Source organism: Methylovulum miyakonense HT12, from assembly GCF_000384075.1.
Taxonomy (GTDB): Bacteria; Pseudomonadota; Gammaproteobacteria; order Methylococcales; family Methylomonadaceae; genus Methylovulum; species Methylovulum miyakonense.
Window position 1 is genome coordinate 1,170,888 of record NZ_KB913025.1, and the last position, 20,012, is coordinate 1,190,899.

A 20,012-nucleotide genomic window follows, 5' to 3' on the forward strand; every position below is an offset into this window, starting at 1 on the left:
GTCAGGCTTCCAATCTTAGGTTGACAAAATATTCTTTCAATTTAGGCATGTTGTAAACGGTCAAGCCTGTTTGCTGTTCAATCGCGTTGATGGTGTGCTGTTGTTGTTCCGGCGTTTCCGTCGCCAACACAAACCACATGTTCAATTCATGGCTACGCGCATAATTGTGCGCGACTTCGGGGAAGGCGTTTATGATCTCAGTCACTTCATCAAAACGTTCGGCAGGAATTTTTACCGCTGCTAACGTTAATGCGCCGCCCATTTGCTCGGCGTTGTACAGCGGCCCAAAACGGGTCAGCGTGCCGTTCGCCAATAAGGCTTGCAGACGCGCCAATAAGTCGCTTTCGCTGAGACTTAAGGATTCCGCTACTTTGTTATACGGCGCATCACAAATCGGGAAGCCCGTTTGTAAGGTATTGATAATCAGGCGGTCGGTATCGTCCATTTTGTTACACGGATGTTGTAGGGGCGAGCGGCTGCTCGCCTTTTTTAGCAGTTGGAATCCTTAAAGCTTGTCAGCGAGCAGCCGCTCGCCGCTACGGTATTTATACGAACAGCAAGGTAGGATGGGCTGAACGAAGGGATGCCCATCGTTTTTTATACATTTTGATGGGCTTCCTTACGTCAGCCCATCCTACCCATTGGCAACAACCGCCATTGGCATCGCTTGATAAACCGCCCCGCGCTGCTTAAAACAGCGGCGGCTAAACAAAATCTGCCGCCCGTAACGCGCCAAACTGCACGCTTCGTTAAGCTGCTCCAATTGCGCCAGCACCGTGGCGCGGTCTTTGCCGTGGATCATACAGTACAGGTTATAAGGCCATTCCGGCTGTCTGGGGCGTTGGTAACACAGGTTCACAAAACTGAAATGGCTGATGTACATACCCAATTCCTTAATCAATTCATCAGGCACATCCCAAACTACCATCGCATTGGCGCGATAGCCTAGCGGGCGGTGTTTGACGATGACACCTAAGCGTTTAATCAAGCCTTGGGCTTTCAATGCCGTGACACGGCTGATGACTTCCGCCTCGTCCATGCCTAGTTCCATACCGATTTGCGCGTAAGGACGCGGACACAAAGGCAAGCCCGCCGATACTTGCGCCAATACCGCCAAATCCCGTGCTTCAAGCATGTTGTAAATCCAATTTAAAACCTAAATCAATGAAAAAATCGTCCACCAACGGTAGCCGCAAAGCGGCATAACCTGTTTGTTGTTCGATGCGTTCAATAACGGCCTGCAATTGTTGGACGGTAGCGGCGACAGCGACAAACCACACATTAAAGCGATGCTCACGTTCATAATTATGGTTGACCTCAGGAAATGCGCTGATTTGGTCCGCGACCCTCTGTAATTCGTTTTCTGGTACAGCCATTGCCACCAACATGCTCGCGCCGATTTGGTTGGGCGGGATCACCGCGCCAATCCGGCTGATGAATTGTTGCTCATTCAATTCTGCCAACGCGGCCAGCACGTCGGTTTCCGTCACGCCCAGCGTGTCGGCAATGTCGCGGTAAGGCGTGGGCGACAACGGGAAATCACGTTGGAAATCATTTAACAAGTGTTTATGCAAATCCGTCAGCATGATCAAAAACCAATTTTATGCGCCCGTGAGCTGAAAAAAATCCCGTTCGGATGTTGGGCGGCTAAACGCGGCGCGGCTTCTTGCAAGGTCGCCGTGTCATACACTACCACTTGATTGTCATCGCGCAACGCCACCCAAACCTGTTCGCCGCGTGGGGTAAATTCCATGTGCAACACGGCTTTGCCGGGCGTGAGCATGTTCGTGACCGCCAAGTCTTTCACATCAATGATTTGCAAGTGGTTGTTGTCCGGCATGGCGAAATTGACCCACACTTGCCGGGCATCAGGCCGCGCCATGACAAACACAGGCTGACCAAGCACGGGAATGGCTTTCAATAACGTCCAATCGCGCTTGTTGATGACCAACACCTCATGCTTGCCTATCGCGGGTGCAAACAGCAAATCGCCCGCCATTGCCCAGCCTTCCAGATGCGGCATTTTGTACACGGGCAATTTGTCGTCATCTTTGCCATACGTCGGCAAGATGCGCTTCACGCCAGCGGCAGTGTCCCACAAATCCAGCAAAGCCAAGCCGCTTTCGCCAAACAATCCGGCGATGTAAAAACGCCCTTCCGGCGACATCAGCGCGTCATACGGTTCTTTACCGATGTTCTTGAATTTTGCGATGGCGGGCTTTTGCGGGTTTTTCATGTCCAGCGTCCAAATTTCTCCGGCATCAAACAGGCTAAAGACAAATTTTTGCCCTGGTGCATCGACCAAACCAACCACTTTAGAACGTTTGCCGGGCGCATATTCGGCGGGAATATCGGCGACTAATTCTAAAGTGTCAGCAGCGAACACTTTCACACCGCCCGGTTCGTAATTGGACACGGCGATCAATTTGCCGTCTTGTGAAATCGCCCCGCCGATGCTGTTGCCCGCTTGCACGATACGTTTGGCGAGTTGGTCTTGCAGCAAATCGATTTTGCTCAAACCGCCATCGCGCCCGAACACATAGGCATAGCGTTGGTCACGCGAAAACACGACCGTAGCGTGTGACAAATCGCCTAAGCCAGTGATTTTTGCCAGTTGCTTGTGTTCGGTGGTGTTGATAATCAAGGCCGTGCTGTCTTCGCGTTCGATGATTAAGCCTAAGTCGCCCGTGGCGCGGGGTTCGGCTAGCACATTGAAAGATAGCATTAACGCAAGAATCGTAGGTTGGGCTGACGATAGGAAGCCTTTATGCCCTAGAGGGTACAACATTTTCAACATTAGTTTGTTGGGCTTCCTATCGTCAGCCCAACCTACATTATTTGAAGCCAGTAATAATTTGTTCATGATTCTGAATTATTCAAGTTAGTTTTTATTCGGCTTTACAATTCACCAATGCGCGTTAAAAAAGCACGGTAAACGGATGTGGAATACCAGCGGCCTTTTGCAATCATGTCATCCAGTAAAGGTTTTATGGCAACAATCTCGCCTTGCTCTTTTGCTTTAAGCAGTATTGACAAGGTACGGATGGTCGTCAAACCAACGCTGTTGGCGAATTGATAACCCAGATTTTCATCAATGATGACAAAATCAGCGTTAATTTCTTTCGCTAAAATAATCGTTTCAGCCTCGCCCAGATCAAGTTGGCTTAGTAACAAATCCTTGTATAAATGGCCTTGAATGGTCTGCACGAGAATAAAATGGCTGTCAATTTCTTGATAAGCATGGTTTTTTTTGGCTTTTATCTCTTGGTAAACAGCTTCGGCAATGATGATTTGTCCAAATAGTTTCTCCAAAATATCCAACCGGCCAATAGCTGCCAAGGAAATAATTGGGGTGGTATTGGCGACCACTTTCATGGCAATTTTTGGACATCGGCAAAAATTTCGTCCATTTCCATCTCGTTGTAATCAAAAATTGCTTCCTGCTCAATTTTTAGTTTTTCAATAAAATCAAGCTTGGAAAAGCCCGCCAATTCGGCAGCTTTACCTAGAGATAAACGCCGCTTTCTATACAGCATCAATGCGGATAAAAAACGCAAGTTTTGGGTGAATTGTTCCTGGCTCTCTTTTAATGAAAACAAAATGTTTTCGTTGATAGGGAAGGAAATATCAATGGTTTTTTCCAGCATGGCTTTTTCCGTGTGTGAGGATGTTTAATGGCTTTGCCCAGGTGGCGGTGGGGCATAGCGTTTATCCAAATCGGCATCAATTTTCACCGTCAGGCTTTCAACGGCTTTGCGTGTCAATTTCTTATCGCCGCCTTTGGATTCGGAAATGTAATTGCCAACCAAACGTCCGTCTTTCACCCTAACTAAATGCCCCATCAGGTACGCAAACAAAAAACTGGGTTTATGCAAGCGACCAACCAACACATAATCCGCCCCGGCGCTTTTACCCAATTCCGCCACCACCTCGTCATGGTCAAACAAATAACCAAAACCGCTGGCCGCTCGTTGTTGCTTTTCTGCCGCCACCGGAATGATGTGGTAGCCCGCGCTTTGCAATTCCCTTTCCAGCAACGGTTTGATGCCGGCTGTCCGCGCCATTTCTTCTGGGATGCGCGGCTTCATGGTCAAGTCGTTCAGCTCAAAATCCAACACCGCAATGCGGGTTTCGGCTTGGCTTGGGGCGATTGACAAGGCCATTAATAGCAGGAAATAGGCGGTTTTCATTATTATGGTGGTGTAGTTTGTATTCACTTGCTCACTTGCCGGAACGGGTTTGTAACCCGTTTCGTAACAATTTTAGAACATGTGCGCATGTTGAAACTTTAAGGACGAGGCTTCAAACCCCGTCCTGCTAAGGAAAACCAATATAAATTCAATTTTAATTTTCACCCTAATACGCTATCATCAAAAATCAGCTTCGTTTTAATTATTAACAATTTGACTCTAATTTATTAAAGGTTTGGGGGGATTATTCTAAATGAATACAAAAAAACGCATATTAACTAGCCTAGGATTTTTACTGTTAGTAACATCAGCTTCGGTAAGTGCCACCTTAATCACTAATGGCGATTTCTCAACAGGCGACCTAAGCGGGTGGACAACGTTCACTACTACTGCAAATGGCACAATTGGCTCTCCCACAGTTACTTCCTTTGATGTTACAGGAAGCGGCGCATCCAATGCAGCCCGCTTTCAAGTTGGTCAAAATTCTTTTGTTTCAGGAGCGGAAGAAGGTGGCGGTATTTTCCAAAACTTCTCCAGTACAACCGGAACATTTAGCGGTGCTTTCGATATCTCGGTGCAAGACTTTTTTACAGGAGGCAATAACCACGCAGGGACTTTTAGCGTATTGTTGGACAACGTACTTTTAAATAGCATTAATCTTGGTTCTATCAGTTCAAGTGCAATACTTCGTAATTCATTGGCATTCAGTACAGCGATAACCGCAGGCACACATGAATTTAAAATTCTCATGACCCGCCATTTTACTATCGGCGCGGGAACCACACCTTACCAATACCTCGATAACATTGTTGCGGACGTGTCAGGATCAAGCTCGGTTCCTGAACCAAGCGAATTGGCCCTGTTTGCCATTGGCATGGGCGCATTTCGGTTAGCTTCCCGTCGGACGAGAAATTAATAAGTTCTTTTCATCATTTCCACGCCCCAGCATGGAAATGACAGTAAACATTTTCAACGCCTCAGCTCGTAGGCTGAGGTTCGTACCTCACCCCAGCCTACCGATTCCGCAAAACCCCAACCAACCAAACCACCTCATCCCGATTCATAAACGGTTTCCAGGGCGGCATTGCCGTGCCTTTCCGCCCTTCCAAAATCGTCGTCACCAATAATTCGTCCGGTTTTCCGGCGAGTTTTTCTGGCAATAACGCTGGCCCCATGCCGCCTTGCAAGGTTAGGCCATGACAAGCTCCGCAATCATTTTTAAGCAGGTTATGCAGTTCCGTTTGCCGTGCAGAGGTTGGTTCTGCCTGGCTGGCATGGATAAAGCTTGTAGCAATTAAGCAGCCTGTTAACAGCAATTTTTTTATCATGATTTTTTTGGTGATAGTCGAAACCTGACGGTTGTATGACGATTGCCCGCCCTTTACCCACAGGGGCTATTCAGTCAATGATTTTTTGTTGGGTCAATAAACCGTGTAGGGGCGGACGGTTGTCCGCCTTTTTTAGGGTCCGTACCGAAACCCGACGCCATCAGGCGAGCAACCGCTCGCCCCTACGCAAATAATACCAACCATTCATATTGACTGAGGACTCGTTAGGACGCGCAGTCTTTGCGGTGTTACGGTTTCAACTTGGCATAATACGCCGCGACATTGGCTATATCGTCATCGGTCAATGAACCTGCAATGGAGTTCATGATGTCAGATTTTCGGGTTTTGTCGCGGTATTGCTCTAGCGCAGTTTTCAGGTAATCGGCATCGCGTCCGGCTAGGGTAGGGAATACCGAATCGTTGGATGGGGTGCGGATGCCGTGGCATTGTGAACACACTGCCGCCGCCCGTGCTTGTCCGGCGTAGATGCTGGTGGCGTGGGCGGTGTGTGCCACTAAGCTTAGCACTGCTAAAAGTAGCCAGCGGTTCATTTTTTTGCTCCTGGCAAGCCACCGTCACGCGCCGCCAAATCATCAGGCGACAGGCCACGGGTCATGTAGCGGACGCGACCGTGCGAGAAAATTCCCGCTGGGCTTTCCATGCCGACCGAAGCGACTTTTTCCAAGCTGGTGGAATCGTAAACCACGACTTCATCGCCGTTGTAGCCCGCGCTGACGTACAGGAACTTACCATCCGCACTGTATTCAGGGAAGTACGCGTGGCCGCCAACATCGAGGGTTTTGACGACTTCCAAGGTTTTCTTGTCAATCAATTGGATAGTGCGGGCGCGGCGGTCTTTGCTGATGATGTCCACGGCGACATACGGCGCGTTGGCGTGGGCGGCGGGCGATTCGGTGCCGCCAGCGACGGGCACTTGTTTAACGACTTCCATTTTGTCCAAATCCCAAACACTGACGACGGTTTTGTCGCAATCGCCAAAGTTGGTGCCAAAACCTAAAGTACGCCCATCAACAACAACCGCTGAACCACCGCCAACGTGTGGCACACAGCCCGCTTCGAGTTTTTTGATGATTTTGCGTTCTTTCAAATCAATGGCGGCGACGATGCTGTCATCGTAAGACGCGATCATCAGTTTTTGTCCGCCATGTGTCAAAAACGCGTCGTGCAAATGGCGACCCACGTCGGTGATACGGGTGACAGGGAAGCCCTCAGTCAAATCCACCACCCAGACTTGTCCGGCGTTTTCCAGCGCAATGGCGAAAATGTCGGCGAACGGCGTGCCGATAATCATGCCGGAATCAGACGAGACTTGTTTGCCGTCAGGGTCTATGCCTTCGAGTTCAAAAGTTTTTAATGGCTCTAAGGTGTCGGCGTTCAGGATGACGGCGTTGTGCGGCACGAAGGAGCCCGCCATGATGTATTTGCCGTCGCGTGATACGCCCATGCCAGGGCCATTCCAGCCCGTTTTGATGCTGCGGACGGCTTGCATGGAGTATAAATCGACTTTAAAAATTTCCGCCGTGTCGGTTTTGACGTAAGCCCAACGTGGGTTAGCGGGGTTGTAGTCGATGATGTGCGCGGCAGTTCCGGTTGGCACTTCGCCAATTTTTTGGTGGGTTTTGCTGTTGATAAAAATCGCCCGTGAGCCTTCACCGCGCCCGTATTTGCCGCGGGCTGCCACGCCGATCACGTCATCCATGTTGTCGATGGCGTAAGCGGGCTTTTCCGGCAGTTTGCTTTCGTCGCTCACGTAGACTTTTAACGATGCTTTCATATCGTCAATGGTGAACGGCGGATTAGGCAATTTGGGTGTGCTTTGCAAGTGCTTGATGACCCCGCGAATCTCGTCGTCGGTGAGTTTGCCGTAGAACGGAGGCATTAAGGTGTCGAAACTGCCCGCCATGACGATGGTACGCAATGCGGTGGGGCTGCGGCCTTTCAAGGTATCGGCGTTCAGCGCGGGGGCCAGGTAACCGCCGTGGTCGGAGCCGTGGCAACTGGCGCAATTGTCTTCGTATAGTTGGTGCGGATTGAATGCCGCTTCATTGGCGGCAGCGCTTAAAGGCAATAAGACCGCAGTAATTGCGGCTAACAAGGTCAAACGTGTATAGGCGGTCGGTGTTTTCATCATCAAGAACTCCAGTTGGTATCGGGTCAATACTAAATAACTTTCACCCAAAGCTCAAGCGTTATCATGAGTTATTTGGCAGTTTAGGGAAAATCAATCTTGGTTGTGCAGATAGCTTAAAAACGACGAAGGGCACAAAGTTTACGGGTTTATCGGCCCATAAACTTTGCGCCCTTCATCATTGGCTTTGCTAAGCCATTGAAAAATAGACTGACACTATTTATTCAAGGTTTGCATGCCGGTAACGCATTTCTTCTTCGGCGATACCTTTTTCGTGGATCAGTTGCGAAATATAGGATTCCAAGAAGAACAAAGTGGACAGTTCAAACACCGTACCCATCGGCATCCCTTGGACTTTAGCGTATTGCTCAGGGACACCGATTTGGAACACGTCATCCGCCATATCGCCAATGGTTGAACTGGCTTTGGTGGTGATCAACAAAATATCGGCGCGAAGTTCAACGGCGCGTTTGGTGAAGGCGATCAATTGCTCGGTTTCGCCGGAACCGGAGATGATGATCAGCAAGTCGCCACGCTTGATGCTGGGCGTGACGATTTCGCCGACCACGCTGACGGTGTAGCCGCTATGCATCAGGCGCATCGCGAAGAATTTGGCGATTAAGCCAGAGCGACCCGCGCCAGATAAGAAAATGCGCTTGGCTTTGTCCAAAATGCGGGTCAATCTTACGGCGTTGGCCTGGTCAGTCGCGCTAAGCACTGAACCAATTTTATTGATGACCATTTGTTGATGGGTGGATTTGCCATCGGCGATGTCGCGGATTTGCTTCGCCGCTTCGGCGGGTGAGGCCGCACCGTAAATTGCCGCACCAACGACGATAATGTCCGCGCCCGCTTCCACCACTTGTTTGACGGTGGATTGTTTGATGCCACCGGCGACGGAAACCCTCACTTTCAGGCCTAAGCTGGCAATGGCTTGCAGGTCTTCAAACGGCGTTTGTCCGGCCGCTTGCGCATCCAATCCGGTATGGACACCGATGATGTTTGCGCCCAATTCTGCGGCGGCTTTGGCACAGGCGAGTTTGTCCGGGACGTTGATCAGGTCGATTTGTGCTTCGGCACGGTGGGCTTTGGCCGCGTTGATGACCCCGGCGATGGTCGCCATGCCGGATACGCCCAAAACGGTACAAATGTCGGCTCCGGCGGCATAAAACGGCGTGGCTTCATATTCGCCCGCGTCCATGGTTTTTAAGTCCACCAAAATCAGTTTGTCAGGAAATTTGGCACGTAGGGCTTTCAGCAATTCCACGCCGTTATGCTTGATGCAGGGGGTGCCAATTTCGAAAATGTCGATATACGGCGCCGTCTGCTCGGCAAGGCTGAGGGTTTGGTCAAAATCCAGCGAATCCAATGCCAGTTGTATTAAGGGTCTAGCCATGAGTGTTACTCCTCTTTTAATTATAATTATATAGCCACGTCAATATAGAACCACTAAGGGCGCGAAGTTCAGGACGGTCAAAAAATAAAACGCCATGTCTGACGGTTTTATAAACCAACCACGGCCAAAGCATCGGCTTTCATGGGTATGGCGTTTAAACAGCATGCGTTTTAAAGTGGGCGAACTGTAAAACAGGACTGTGTAGATGTCAATTTTCCTGAGTTTGTGCCGTATCCAGCGTTTTTCCACGCGCTGGCAAACTTCCCCAAATTTAAATTCGTGCACCCGCTATACCGAAATTGCCGCCTTAATGGGCTCGTGGGATTGGTAACCGCGTATTTCAAAATCGTCATAGCCATAGGCAAACAGGGATTCGGGCCGGCGTTTCAGCATTAATTCCGGCATCCTGAAGGGTGTGCGGGCCAGCTGTAATTTAGCCTGTTCCAAATGGTTCAGGTACAAATGCACGTCACCGCCAGTCCAGACCAATTCGCCAACCTGCAAATCAGCCTGTTGCGCCACCATGTGCGTCAATAGTGCGTAACTGGCGATATTAAATGGCAACCCTAAAAACGTGTCGCAGCTCCGTTGGTAAAGCTGGCACGACAACTTGCCATCCGCGACATAAAACTGGAAAAAAGCATGGCAAGGGGCTAGGGCCATTTTGCCCTGCGCGACGTTTTCTTGTGGGCTGACGCGTTCATCCGGCAACTCCGCCACATTCCAGGCGGAAACAATCATACGGCGGCTGTTGGGCGTGGCTTTAAGCTGCGCCATCACCTGGCTGATCTGGTCGATGGACTCGCCCGAAGGCGTAGGCCAGGAACGCCATTGCTTGCCATACACCGGCCCCAAATCCCCCCGCCTATCAGCCCATTCATCCCAAATCGAGACCTTATGCCCCTGCAAATAGGCGATATTGGTATCGCCTTTTAGGAACCACAATAATTCATGGATAACTGATTTTAAATGGATTTTTTTGGTCGTCACCAAAGGGAAGCCCTCCCCCAAATTAAAACGCAGCTGATGACCAAAGATGGACAAGGTCCCGGTCCCGGTCCTGTCGCCTTTTTGATGGCCTTCGGCCAGGATTTTGTCGAGCAATTCGAGGTACTGTTGCATGTGATTTTTCTATCCCGTATCAAGCTTACTGTCTGTTGGCAAAACTGCGCACAGCATACGTTGATTCAACGCAGAAGCGCAATTCCCCGCCACACAGGGAGCAAGGAAACCGTGCGTCAACGGGCAACGCCATTTGCCATGCGGAACTCGCTGACCACACAATGCCACAATCACAAATACTGGCCCAAAAACGCCGGGATACGCTGTTCCAACCAGTAACGCGGCTTAAACAACCCCTGCTGGGCGACAAACCCGACATGCCCTCCCCCACGGGTGATTTCCAGCCGGACGTGGCCGGACAATTCGTCTACAGCGGGCAGCACCGCCGGGGTCATGAACGGGTCATCGTCGGCCTGGATCACCAAAGTCGGGACTTTGATGTGTTGCAGGAATTGCCGCGAGCTGGAACGTTGGTAATAATCGTGGACATCCTTAAAACCATGCAGCCCGGCAACGACAACGTCATCGTATTGCCAGAACGAGCTAATTTTTGAGCAATCGCCTAACTGCCTGATTTTTTCAGCTTCGGCGTGATGCCCGTTACGCTCCAGATGCGCTAGTTTCAGGCGCATATAGGTTTTTAGCCCATCCAGTAAATTGGCGCGGTAAAGCTTGGAAAAGCCCTTGTCCAATTTGCTGGCGCACAGGTTTAACAGCAAGGGCACCGACACCGCGACCGCCGCCGACAAGGCTAAACGCCCGCCTTGTTCGCCCAGCCATTTCAACAGGACATTGCCACCCAAGGAAAAACCGATGGCCGCAAACGGTGTATTAGGTTCGCGTTGCCGTAAAGTTTCATACACAAACTGAATGTCTTCAGTTTCGCCCGAATGGTAACAACGCGCCTTGTTGTTCGGTTCTCCGCTACAACCGCGAAAATTCAGCGCCACGCTACGCCACCCTTGACGCAAAAAAACCATTTGTAGGCCTTTGATGTAACCTGAATCAGAGCTGCCCGTTAAGCCATGCAATAAAATCACCAACGGCCCGGTGCCCGTACCGCAATGGTCAATATCCAAAAAGTCACCATCGGGTGTCGCCAAACGTTCACGCCATAATTGCGGCACAGCCGTTTTTCGGCGTAATAGGGCGGGGTATAAGGTTTGCAAATGGCCGTTACGCAACCACCAAGCGGGTTTGAAAGAAGTTTTAATCAGCATGGTCAAATAGTAGGCTAAAAAGGGCCGTGTTTACAAAACAGCTGTCCACCCGCGACCCCTATTTTCCGGCAAGGGTTGCCGAGGCCGTTAGGCCACGAAGCGGATCCGGTCCACATTGAGGTAAGTTTTCAGAAACAGTTCCTATCCAAGTACTACCCAAAACCGATGACAGGTAGCGGGAAGGGAGGAACCCCATCCAATTAACAGGTTATGCCCGAAACTGCCCAATAAAGGCAACGGGGTCGATTCAATACCGCGGGCGACCACGGTGTTTGTGGCCAAATTCAGTACCGAGACTGAGCGCCCGACCAAGTTATTGGTATAAGCCCGGCCGCCGCCACGGGCTTAGTTTCGCAGAACAGGCACTGTTTCACCCAAATCCGCCATCCTAACAGCCCTAATTAACAACCTGCGACAATATGTCACATTTTTATTTGCACTATCTGTTGATATTATTAACCTAACTTTTAAAGCTCTTAGAGCTTAATTGGCTGAAAGTTGCGTTATATCCTTCCTAATACTCTTAAGGCGGTTTTTGCGGACCGCCTTTTTTTTTGCCCGCCGTTTTTGCATTTACTCACACAAAACCCCTAATCCGCCCAAGCCACAATAGCCTTGCGGGTCTTTGGCAAGATATTGTTGGTGGTAATCTTCGGCATAATAAAATTCGCTGGCGAGCATGATTTCGGTGGTGACCAATCCCAAACCTGCACGGCTCAACTGCGCCTGATAACGGTCTTTGGAGGCTAACGCCAAGTCCAATTGTTCTTCCGTATAAGCATAAATGCCTGAACGGTATTGGGTGCCGATGTCATTGCCTTGGCGCATCCCTTGGGTGGGGTTGTGGGACTCCCAGAACAGCTTCAACAAATCCAGATAAAGCGTTTTTGCAGGGTCGTAAATGACTTTGACCACTTCATTATGTCCCGTAAGCCCGGTACATAGCTCATTATACGTCGGGTTCGGCGTGTAACCGCCCATATAACCGACCGCCGTACTGAAAATATTAGGGTGTTGCCAGAATTTCCGTTCCGCCCCCCAAAAACAGCCCATGCCGAAAACGGCCTGTTGCAAATGCGCGGGAAAGGGCGGGGCAATCGGATTGCCAGTGACAAAATGCCGGTTATAAATGGGCATGGGGGTATCCCGGCCCGGCAAGGCTTCGCCAGAATCTGGCAAGCTCTGTTTTTTGTTGGAGAAAATCATAAGAACCCCATAGGGTGGCTGTGGTTTATCCCAAGATTATCAGGAATTTGCATTATAATAAAGGTTGAACCTTTTATGAGACCGACATGATCAAGCAAGATATTTTACACCGTTTTTTATTTGAAGAACTGGGCGTACGCGGGGAATGGATTAAATTGGGCGCCAGCTGGCAAGCCGCCCGCCAGCACCAGCAGGGCACGCACTTTGTCCAGGAACTTTTGGGGCAAGCGTTGGCGGCAGTGACAATGTTGTCCGCCACCGTCAAGTTTAGCGGGTCAATGATTTTGCAGGCACAAGGTGATGGCAATATCAAAACCTTGGTGGCCCAAGCGACCCATGACCGGAAAATCCGTGGCTTGGTGCGCAGCCATAAGGATGTTGATGGAGGCTCCCTGACCACGCTGTTTGGCCAAGGCCGTCTAGTGCTGACAATAGAAATGGGGGATAGCGACCCTTACCAAGGCATTGTGCCCTTGGAAGGCGAAAATCTGGCAAACGCACTGGAAACCTATTTTCTGCAATCGGAACAGCTCAAAACCCGTTTGTGGTTATTTGCCGACCAACACCATGCCGCCGGATTATTGTTGCAGGAATTGCCCGCACAAAAACATTTCCAGGCTGACTGGGAACGTATCGAAATGTTGGCAAACACCATCACCCGTAAGGAACTATTGGAGCTGGATTGCGAACAAGTCTTGCACCGTTTGTTCAATGAAGAAAAAGTCCGCTTATTCGATCCCGAACCGATCGCCTTCCAATGCGCCTGTTCGCGCCCACGCATAGGGCGTACATTACGCGCCATGGGCAGGCCAGAGCTGGAAGATATTCTCCGGGAGCAACATCAGATTGAAGTGATCTGCGAGTTTTGCGGGGCGCATTATTTGTTTGACAAAGTCGATGTGGAAAGCATCCTGAGCCAGGATGGCTGGGGCACCACTTCAGAAACCCGCCATTAACTTCCCTTTATGAGCCACCGTTATGATGCCTGCCAACAAAATTAAACGACCGTTCCGTGTCATCGGATTATTAATTCTGGCGGCTTCCCTAACGGGGTGCATGTATTGGGTGCATGCTTACCAGACCTATTTGCAAATGGGTGAATTCGACCATTATTTTAAAGTGGTGGCCGCCGATGAATTCACCCTACAATTTAAAGAACCTAAAATGTACAGCGAAGATTTTATTTCGCTGGCCAAGCTTTATCCCAGCGAAGATGACCGCGTTGAAAACGGCAGGCGTTGGCGGTATTGGTTCCGCAAAGTTGATAAGGACAACATGCTGATCCAACCGGAAATCAAGTTTTATTCAGATATGGCGTTTAATGCGGAAAAGAAACTCACCGCATGGTCGTTTTCATCGTTATTTTTGCAAATCGCCCCGCCGGAATTTTTGGAAGTTTCTTTACGCTCAATCGCAGGCGCCGACATTGACAAAGAGAAACAGACGCTTAAAGCCAATGCGGATTTGGTTGGCAAGATCAATGCGGAGTTGCCGAAAAAATCAGCCGTGTTGGCGAAACTCGGCGAACCGCTGTCAATCCAGGACGAACCCGAACAGGAAGTGTATATCTACCGATTCCTGCTCGACACGCACCATATTGAAAAAGGTTACGAAGACCATGCCTTAAATGAAGTGAAATTGAGTTTCGACAAAAAGAACCAGGACTTGATTATCATGGCGGGCAATTTCGCCGGGCTTAAAATTTCTATTGATTACCGCAAATTCCTTAGCGCATCAAAATGAACAACTTAATTCACTGGAGCGGCTATTGACGTGAGCGGCGGCTCACTGGCATAAGCAGGTGCAGGCCGTTTCATGGTGCGTAATTTATTGGGCTTTTTTTCACCCGGGCAATCAATGCTGAAACGCTCAACCGGAGAACCGAGCTTGATCGCGGTCAGTTGCCCTCCCCAGAGGCAACCGGTGTCGATGGCATAACAGTTGTCGCCTTCATAATATCCCAGGGTCGACCAGTGCCCGCAGATAATCCGTAAACCCGCGCTTTTCCGGTTCGGGACTTGGAACCAAGGCATCAAGCCTTTAGGTTGCGAGCCCATCGGGCCGCTGTTGGTAAAATCCAAGCGGCCGTCCTCATCGCAATAGCGCATCCGCGTAAAGCAATTGATGATAAAGCGCAAGCGTGACATGCCTTTTAAGTTGGCTGACCAAATATTCGGTTTATTGCCATACATTTGTTTCAAAAATTGGGCGTAATCAGGGCTTTTTAAGGTCTGTTCAGCCAGCAACGCCATCTTTTGGGTTTTTTTAAAATCCCATTGCGGTGGCAACCCGGCATGCACCATGCAGAAATCTTTGTTGTAATGGAACAGCGGCCGATGCCTTAACCAGTCTATCAATTCCCCGCAATCAGGCGCTTCCAATATCGGCGTCAGCGCGTCTTTTTTGTTGGCTATTTTTTGGGTGCAAGAAGCCGCCAGCAAATGCATGTCGTGGTTGCCCAGAACAGTGACCGCCGCATCACCCAAGCCTTTGACAAAACGCAAGGTTTCTAAAGACTTGGGGCCGCGGTTGACCAAATCCCCGGCAAACCATAATTGATCCTTTGTTTTATCGAATGCGATCAAATCCAAGAGTTTTAATAGATCATCAAAACAGCCTTGGACATCGCCAATAGCATAAATGGCCATTTGTCAGTGCAGTGTCCTGGGGATAGATAAAGTAAATTTGGGGATAGGCGCATCGAACTCGCCGCCATCATCGGAGCGCATCGTATATTCGCCATGCATCGTGCCGACCGGGGTATCCAACATCGCACCGCTGGTGTACTGGAAGGTTTCCCCTGGCTTCAGATAAGGTTGCTCGCCAATCACACCTTCCCCCCTGACCTCTTGGACTTTGCCATTGGCATCGGTGATCAGCCAATGCCGGCTTATCAACTTGGCGGATTCCGTGCCTTGGTTGGAAATAGTGATGGTATAGGCAAAAACATAGCGATGCTGCTGCGGCGCGGATTGGGCCGCTATGTAGTGCGGTGTTGCTTCAACAACTATTTTATGTTTTTCGTTCATTGCAGGATTAACAAAATCAGGGACAAGGAATATCCTGGCTATTTCATCTTAACTTGGCAGGAAACGCAAGTGCTGTTAAACCGCAATGGAATTTACAGTTTGGCGGGAATGTGGGGCGGTACAATGCCGGGGCCAACGACAATGTGGCCCGACAAAACGTCACTTCCTGTGGGTGGCCATCAGATCACGCTATCGGTGGAACGCCTTTTGACCCAAGGGCTGGTGCCATAGTGGTTTTGGTAATCCTGCATGGACCGCCTGATCACTTCGTGCGCTTCTTCACGCCCGTAGACGTTGGTGATTTCACAGGTGCTGTGTTCACCTGGCAAATTTTTATACGTCAAAAAATAATGTTTCAGGCGGTTGATGTATGACTCCGGGCAATCCGAAACATCATTCCATTGCCGGTAAAATTCATCGCCTTTCATAACGGCGATGATCTTGTCGTCCGCTTCGCCTTTATCCAATAAACGGAACCCACCGATGGGGATCGCCTGCAAAATGATATTGCCGTGTGTGACCGTGCGTTCGCTGAGGACACAAATATCCAGAGGATCGCCGTCCCCTTTAGCCACTGCCTTACCTGATTTTAATTCTGCAAATTCGGCAACTTGTTCCGCGCAATAGGTTTGCGGAATAAAGCCGTAAAGCGTCGGCACCGTATTGGAAAATTTTTGCGGGCGGTCAATTTTCAGGTAACCGCTGATTTTGTCAATTTCATACTTGACGGTATCAGAGGGGACAATCTCGATAAACGCGGTCACAATGATCGGCGGGTTGTCGCCCGAACTGATGCCATGCCAAGGATGGGCTTTGTTTTGTATGTTCATAATATTGAAAGGTTTTTTGCTAAAAGGAGGGTAATAATGGGAGGGAATGTATCCTGCCGAAGGGCCATGGGCCGACGTAGAAGAATATCCAGTGAATATTTTGTGATATGTCTCACAATAATCATTTGGTTTTAAATAAACGTCACAACTGGTTAACCAGGCTCAATTCCTGCGGATAAGGTGACATATAGTAAGAGTTTTCAATATAAGTGTCAGGTGATTTACGGAAATGGTGCTTGAGCAAGGTCAATGGCACTATCAACGGGACTTCACCGTCGCGGTAGCGTTCAATAATTTCACATAATTCGGCTTTGTCATCGGCGGACAACTCCTTCTTCAAATACCCTTGGATGTGCTGCAAGACATTGACGTGATTGCCGCGATTGACGACGATTTTCAGTATCGCCATCAATTGCCGGATATAACTTCCGGCCATTTCGGCAACATTGTCTTTGGTCATACCCGCCAACAACTGCCCCAATTCGCGGTAATCCGCGTGGCTCATGATGATCAGTTTATGGCGGGCATGAAACGTCATCAGGCCATTGGCGGTCAGGCCTTCCGCCAGCAATTGTTTCCAGCGGTAAAAAACATACACGCGCTGGATGAAATTCTCGCGTAAACCTGCATCACCCAAACGGCCTTCTTCTTCCACGGGCAGCAGGGGATTGTTGCGCATCATCTCTGCCGCATAAATCCCTGCCCCTTCGCGGTTCGGTTGTCCGGTGGCGTACACTTTCACGCGCTCCATGCCGCAGCTGGGTGAATCCTTTTTTAAGATATAACCGCATAACTCCGCAAATGCGGGTTGCTCCCGCGTGGCGTAAGCCCGCAAATCGCCAGTGACATCATGGCCCGCATCCTTAACACCGACACAGCGGATCTCGCCATTGGCCTTGACCAAATGGAGTGTCGGGCGCGGCACGCCCAAGCCAATCGCCACTTCAGGGCAAAACGGATAAAACTCGAAAAATTCACCTAACGTACCGACGATATAAGAGTCGCGTTTATGGCCGCTATCAAAACGGACAGGATGGCCTAACAGACAACTGCTGATACCGATAGGGATTTTTTTCATTGCTTTCACGGTTTAATAATGCGGCGGGATTTCATGGGCATTGCTGGTGTTTTCACCCTCTTGCCGCTGATTGGAAACACTTTTGATGCGCTCATTAAGCAATGTACAAGTCATTTCCAAACGGTCAATCTGTTGCTGTTGCTGGCTGACGATATTATTCAAAGCCTGTAGCAAATCTTCCTGATACGCGGCTTTGATTTCCAACTCGATAATACGTTCTTCCATCGTCATTTGACCTGGGAATTGATGACAATGGTATGGCTACTTTTGCCGGATGTCGCCACCGGTTCCACCGCGCCGATCAAATCCCCGACTTGGGACATGGCATTGCCGGATTTGGACACCCGCGCCAATAATTTCACCTTAGGGAAAGCCGATAATGTCATCTTCGGCATCATGGCCTGGGCATCGGTCAAGGTCACGGCCAACGGCAAATCCGAAGCTTGCTTACGGACTATCGCCAACGGCATTTTTGACCCGGATAACGCTTGCGCGTAAATGAACACGGTATCGGCCGGAGCAACCGAAGCTTTAAGCTCAGGGGCAAGGCTGACCTGCACTTCCAATGCGACGGCAGGCGTTTGGGCGGCAGACCCTGTTTCGGTCGCCGCGCCGCCCGCAACGCCATTAGGCAGTGACGCTTCCAATTGGCTTAATAAACGCTTCACTTCCTGTTGTGCCTGTGATTCAGGCGGCAATAAGGCCAACAACTTGCGCCATAATTTGACGCCTTCTGCGGCTTCACCAGCCTGCGCTTTCGCCATGCCGGCGTACCATAAGGCGGTAATGTTGTCCGGTTCACGTTCCAATACCCTATACACCAGTTCCGCTGGCTTGCCCGCCATTTGCTCGTCATTGGCAAACGCCAACGCATCGGCATATTGCAACATAATCTCCGGCTGATCCCCCAATAAGGCATAAGCCTTCGCCAGCGCATCGGCAGCCTTGGGGAATTGTTTCAGGTATTTATAAGACTTGCCCAACATCATCCAACCTTCGGCATCGGTAGGGTTCGTTTTCATGCGCTCGGCGAGTTTGGCGACCATTTTTTTAATATCTTCGATGTTCGGTTGGGCAGGTTGGGCCGTACCCAACATTTCAGAGGTCGGTTCAATCGCCTGATAAGTGCCCAGCCCCGCATACAAACCCGCTGCCAACAGCGGCAGGGCGACTACTAACACATAGGCCATCCAGCGGCCTTGCGCCGATACGGCGTCCGTTCCGGCAATATCCAAATCATCGCCCAAGGCCAATTCCAGCTCGGTGCGTTGTTCTTGGTATTGGGCTTGGGTCAAGGCGCCGGATTGCAATTGTTCCTGCAGTTCCGCCAGCCGCATTTTGGCAATGGCGATATTGCGTTTGTCCATGTCAGCGGCGGCTACCGGACGTTGCCGCCATAATGGCGGCAACACAAAAGCCAAAGCGATTAAAATCAATAGGCCAACCAGCAGCCAAAATAGCGTAGTCAAGAAACATCCCCTTCATCTAACAAACGGCGGATTTTCGCCAATTTTTCGGCTTGCCCGTTTTCCGTTACGGCCGCCACTTCTTTATCGCCAGGGAGGGTGGGTATGCCAAAGCCCTGTTGGGAACGGGGCTGGCGCTGGCGGATGACAAAAAATACCGCCACCAAACCCAGCAACAAAAACACTATCGGCCCCAACCAGAGCAAGCCCGTTTTTAATTTAAACGGCGGTTTGTACAACACAAAATCCCCGTAACGGTCGGTCATAAATTGCACGATCTCCTCGCGCGACTTGCCTTGCTCCAGCATTTCTTGGACTTGCCTGCGCAAATCCGCCGCCAGTTCTGCGTTGGAATCGGCGATGGTTTGGTTTTGGCAGACCAAGCAACGCAATTCCGAAGTCAAGGTCTCATAAGCTTCCTGCTGTTCAGGATTGGCAAACTGCCGCGAATCTATGGCTTGGGCGGCAAATGGCGATAATAGCAGTAATAACATCAGGATGCCGGGTTTCATGGAGCCTCCGCTTGTAGTTGGGCGATCAAGGGCAGGAAAATGGTTTGGACATCATCCGGCATCACCGGCCCCGTGTGTTTGTAACGCACAATACCTTTTTTATCCATCACAAAGGTTTCCGGCACACCATAAACACCCCAATCCAAACCGATACGCCCGTCCTGATCCATAATGCTGACATTGTAGGGGTTGCCCAAAGTATCCAGCCAATTTTTCGCGGCGGCAGGGTCGTCTTTGTAATTCAAGCCGATAATCACCACCGCTTGTTGCCGCGCCAATTGGTTCAGCACCGGATGCTCCTCACGGCAGGACACGCACCACGAAGCCCAGACATTGAACAGCCAGACCTGGCCTTTCAGGTCGGCGGCCGCCAGCTTTTCGTTTGGGGCTTGCAACTTGGGCGCGGCAAAAGCGGGCGCGGGTTTGTTCAGCAAGGGCGAGGGGATTTCGTTGGGTTTTAGGCCCAGGCCGATGGCAAGGAAGATTGCCATGACGATGAAAAGGATTAGGGGGAGGAGGTATTTAAGCATTGCGGTTATTTTTTGA

Annotated in this window: 26 protein-coding genes; 3 read left to right on the plus strand and 23 right to left on the minus strand. The window is 50.2% G+C overall.

The features are described 5' to 3' along the window. Position 1 precedes the first annotated feature (1 nt). The 7 genes from METMI_RS0106110 to METMI_RS0106140 all read right to left on the minus strand — a co-directional run bounded on the left by METMI_RS0106110 (position 2) and on the right by METMI_RS0106140 (position 4,190). The gene (locus METMI_RS0106110) at positions 2–445 is read right to left on the minus strand and encodes an AsnC family transcriptional regulator (protein WP_019865386.1); all 444 of its coding nucleotides are present in this window, start codon (positions 443–445) and stop codon (positions 2–4) included. A 189-nt stretch (positions 446–634) separates the two neighbouring features. Continuing rightward, positions 635–1,135 carry a siroheme decarboxylase subunit beta gene (gene ahbB, locus METMI_RS0106115; protein ID WP_019865387.1) on the minus strand — a complete coding sequence of 167 codons (501 nt, stop codon included), beginning with the start codon at positions 1,133–1,135 and terminating at the stop codon, positions 635–637. After that, positions 1,128–1,586, minus strand: a complete 459-nt coding sequence (locus tag METMI_RS0106120; protein WP_019865388.1) for an Lrp/AsnC family transcriptional regulator — start codon at positions 1,584–1,586, stop codon at positions 1,128–1,130. The genes ahbB and METMI_RS0106120 overlap by 8 nt, the downstream gene beginning before the upstream one ends. A 2-nt stretch (positions 1,587–1,588) precedes the next feature. Further along, a complete protein-coding gene (locus tag METMI_RS0106125; RefSeq protein WP_269634422.1) occupies positions 1,589–2,797 on the minus strand; it encodes a cytochrome D1 domain-containing protein in 1,209 nt (402 codons plus the stop codon). A gap of 101 nt (positions 2,798–2,898) precedes the next feature. After that, positions 2,899–3,375, minus strand: a complete 477-nt coding sequence (locus tag METMI_RS0106130; RefSeq protein WP_019865390.1) for a DUF3368 domain-containing protein — start codon at positions 3,373–3,375, stop codon at positions 2,899–2,901. Next, positions 3,372–3,647, minus strand: a complete 276-nt coding sequence (locus METMI_RS0106135; RefSeq protein ID WP_019865391.1) for a UPF0175 family protein — start codon at positions 3,645–3,647, stop codon at positions 3,372–3,374. The genes METMI_RS0106130 and METMI_RS0106135 overlap by 4 nt, the downstream gene beginning before the upstream one ends. 24 nt (positions 3,648–3,671) lie before the next feature. After that, entirely contained in the window at positions 3,672–4,190 is a 519-nt protein-coding gene (locus METMI_RS0106140; protein WP_019865392.1) for a DUF2380 domain-containing protein, read from the minus strand. A gap of 253 nt (positions 4,191–4,443) precedes the next feature. On the opposite strand from METMI_RS0106140, the gene METMI_RS26780 reads away from it, so the two are divergent. After that, entirely contained in the window at positions 4,444–5,106 is a 663-nt protein-coding gene (locus METMI_RS26780; RefSeq protein ID WP_156829780.1) for a PEP-CTERM sorting domain-containing protein, read from the plus strand. 97 nt (positions 5,107–5,203) lie between these two features. Here METMI_RS26780 and METMI_RS0106150 read toward each other — a convergent pair whose 3' ends face one another. The 8 genes from METMI_RS0106150 to msrA form a co-directional block, all read right to left on the minus strand. Next, entirely contained in the window at positions 5,204–5,518 is a 315-nt protein-coding gene (locus tag METMI_RS0106150; RefSeq protein ID WP_019865394.1) for a c-type cytochrome, read from the minus strand. Between the two features lie 248 nt (positions 5,519–5,766). After that, a complete protein-coding gene (locus tag METMI_RS0106155) occupies positions 5,767–6,069 on the minus strand; it encodes a c-type cytochrome (protein WP_019865395.1) in 303 nt (100 codons plus the stop codon). Then, positions 6,066–7,670: a nitrite reductase gene (locus tag METMI_RS0106160; RefSeq protein WP_019865396.1), complete on the minus strand. Its 1,605-nt coding sequence runs from the start codon at positions 7,668–7,670 to the stop codon at positions 6,066–6,068. The genes METMI_RS0106155 and METMI_RS0106160 overlap by 4 nt, the downstream gene beginning before the upstream one ends. A gap of 217 nt (positions 7,671–7,887) precedes the next feature. Continuing rightward, entirely contained in the window at positions 7,888–9,063 is a 1,176-nt protein-coding gene (gene hxlAB / locus METMI_RS0106165) for a bifunctional 3-hexulose-6-phosphate synthase/6-phospho-3-hexuloisomerase (protein WP_019865397.1), read from the minus strand. 39 nt (positions 9,064–9,102) lie between these two features. Continuing rightward, positions 9,103–9,348, minus strand: coding sequence for a hypothetical protein (locus tag METMI_RS0106170; protein ID WP_019865398.1), 246 nt, complete (start codon positions 9,346–9,348; stop codon positions 9,103–9,105). 3 nt (positions 9,349–9,351) lie between these two features. Next, entirely contained in the window at positions 9,352–10,185 is an 834-nt protein-coding gene (thyA, locus tag METMI_RS0106175) for a thymidylate synthase (protein WP_019865399.1), read from the minus strand. A 170-nt stretch (positions 10,186–10,355) separates the two neighbouring features. Further along, positions 10,356–11,345, minus strand: coding sequence for a hydrolase (locus METMI_RS0106180; protein WP_019865400.1), 990 nt, complete (start codon positions 11,343–11,345; stop codon positions 10,356–10,358). A gap of 573 nt (positions 11,346–11,918) precedes the next feature. After that, complete coding sequence (gene msrA / locus METMI_RS0106185; protein WP_019865401.1) at positions 11,919–12,551, minus strand: peptide-methionine (S)-S-oxide reductase MsrA; 633 nt, start codon at positions 12,549–12,551, stop codon at positions 11,919–11,921. A gap of 86 nt (positions 12,552–12,637) precedes the next feature. Between msrA and hslO the strand changes: the two genes are divergently transcribed. Together hslO and METMI_RS0106195 are read left to right on the plus strand one after the other, a co-directional pair. Further along, the gene (gene hslO / locus METMI_RS0106190; protein ID WP_019865402.1) at positions 12,638–13,507 is read left to right on the plus strand and encodes an Hsp33 family molecular chaperone HslO; all 870 of its coding nucleotides are present in this window, start codon (positions 12,638–12,640) and stop codon (positions 13,505–13,507) included. A 22-nt stretch (positions 13,508–13,529) separates the two neighbouring features. Beyond that, the gene (locus tag METMI_RS0106195) at positions 13,530–14,294 is read left to right on the plus strand and encodes a hypothetical protein (protein WP_019865403.1); all 765 of its coding nucleotides are present in this window, start codon (positions 13,530–13,532) and stop codon (positions 14,292–14,294) included. A 5-nt stretch (positions 14,295–14,299) separates the two neighbouring features. Here METMI_RS0106195 and METMI_RS0106200 read toward each other — a convergent pair whose 3' ends face one another. From METMI_RS0106200 to METMI_RS0106235, 8 genes are all read right to left on the minus strand, one after another. Beyond that, a complete protein-coding gene (locus METMI_RS0106200; RefSeq protein WP_019865404.1) occupies positions 14,300–15,199 on the minus strand; it encodes a symmetrical bis(5'-nucleosyl)-tetraphosphatase in 900 nt (299 codons plus the stop codon). A gap of 3 nt (positions 15,200–15,202) precedes the next feature. After that, entirely contained in the window at positions 15,203–15,580 is a 378-nt protein-coding gene (gene apaG, locus METMI_RS0106205) for a Co2+/Mg2+ efflux protein ApaG (RefSeq protein ID WP_019865405.1), read from the minus strand. A gap of 179 nt (positions 15,581–15,759) precedes the next feature. Continuing rightward, positions 15,760–16,410: an inorganic pyrophosphatase gene (locus METMI_RS0106210; RefSeq protein ID WP_019865406.1), complete on the minus strand. Its 651-nt coding sequence runs from the start codon at positions 16,408–16,410 to the stop codon at positions 15,760–15,762. 142 nt (positions 16,411–16,552) lie between these two features. Further along, a complete protein-coding gene (locus tag METMI_RS0106215) occupies positions 16,553–17,488 on the minus strand; it encodes a YbgA family protein (RefSeq protein ID WP_019865407.1) in 936 nt (311 codons plus the stop codon). Between the two features lie 12 nt (positions 17,489–17,500). Then, positions 17,501–17,713: a SlyX family protein gene (locus METMI_RS0106220; RefSeq protein WP_156829781.1), complete on the minus strand. Its 213-nt coding sequence runs from the start codon at positions 17,711–17,713 to the stop codon at positions 17,501–17,503. A gap of 2 nt (positions 17,714–17,715) precedes the next feature. Then, complete coding sequence (gene ccmI / locus METMI_RS0106225; protein WP_019865409.1) at positions 17,716–18,957, minus strand: c-type cytochrome biogenesis protein CcmI; 1,242 nt, start codon at positions 18,955–18,957, stop codon at positions 17,716–17,718. Continuing rightward, positions 18,954–19,466 (minus strand): cytochrome c-type biogenesis protein, encoded by a 513-nt coding sequence (locus METMI_RS0106230; protein ID WP_019865410.1) that lies wholly within the window; start codon positions 19,464–19,466, stop codon positions 18,954–18,956. The genes ccmI and METMI_RS0106230 overlap by 4 nt, the downstream gene beginning before the upstream one ends. After that, a complete protein-coding gene (locus METMI_RS0106235) occupies positions 19,463–19,996 on the minus strand; it encodes a DsbE family thiol:disulfide interchange protein (protein WP_029151512.1) in 534 nt (177 codons plus the stop codon). Before METMI_RS0106235 ends, METMI_RS0106230 begins: the two co-directional genes overlap by 4 nt. Positions 19,997–20,012: the final 16 nt, after the last annotated feature.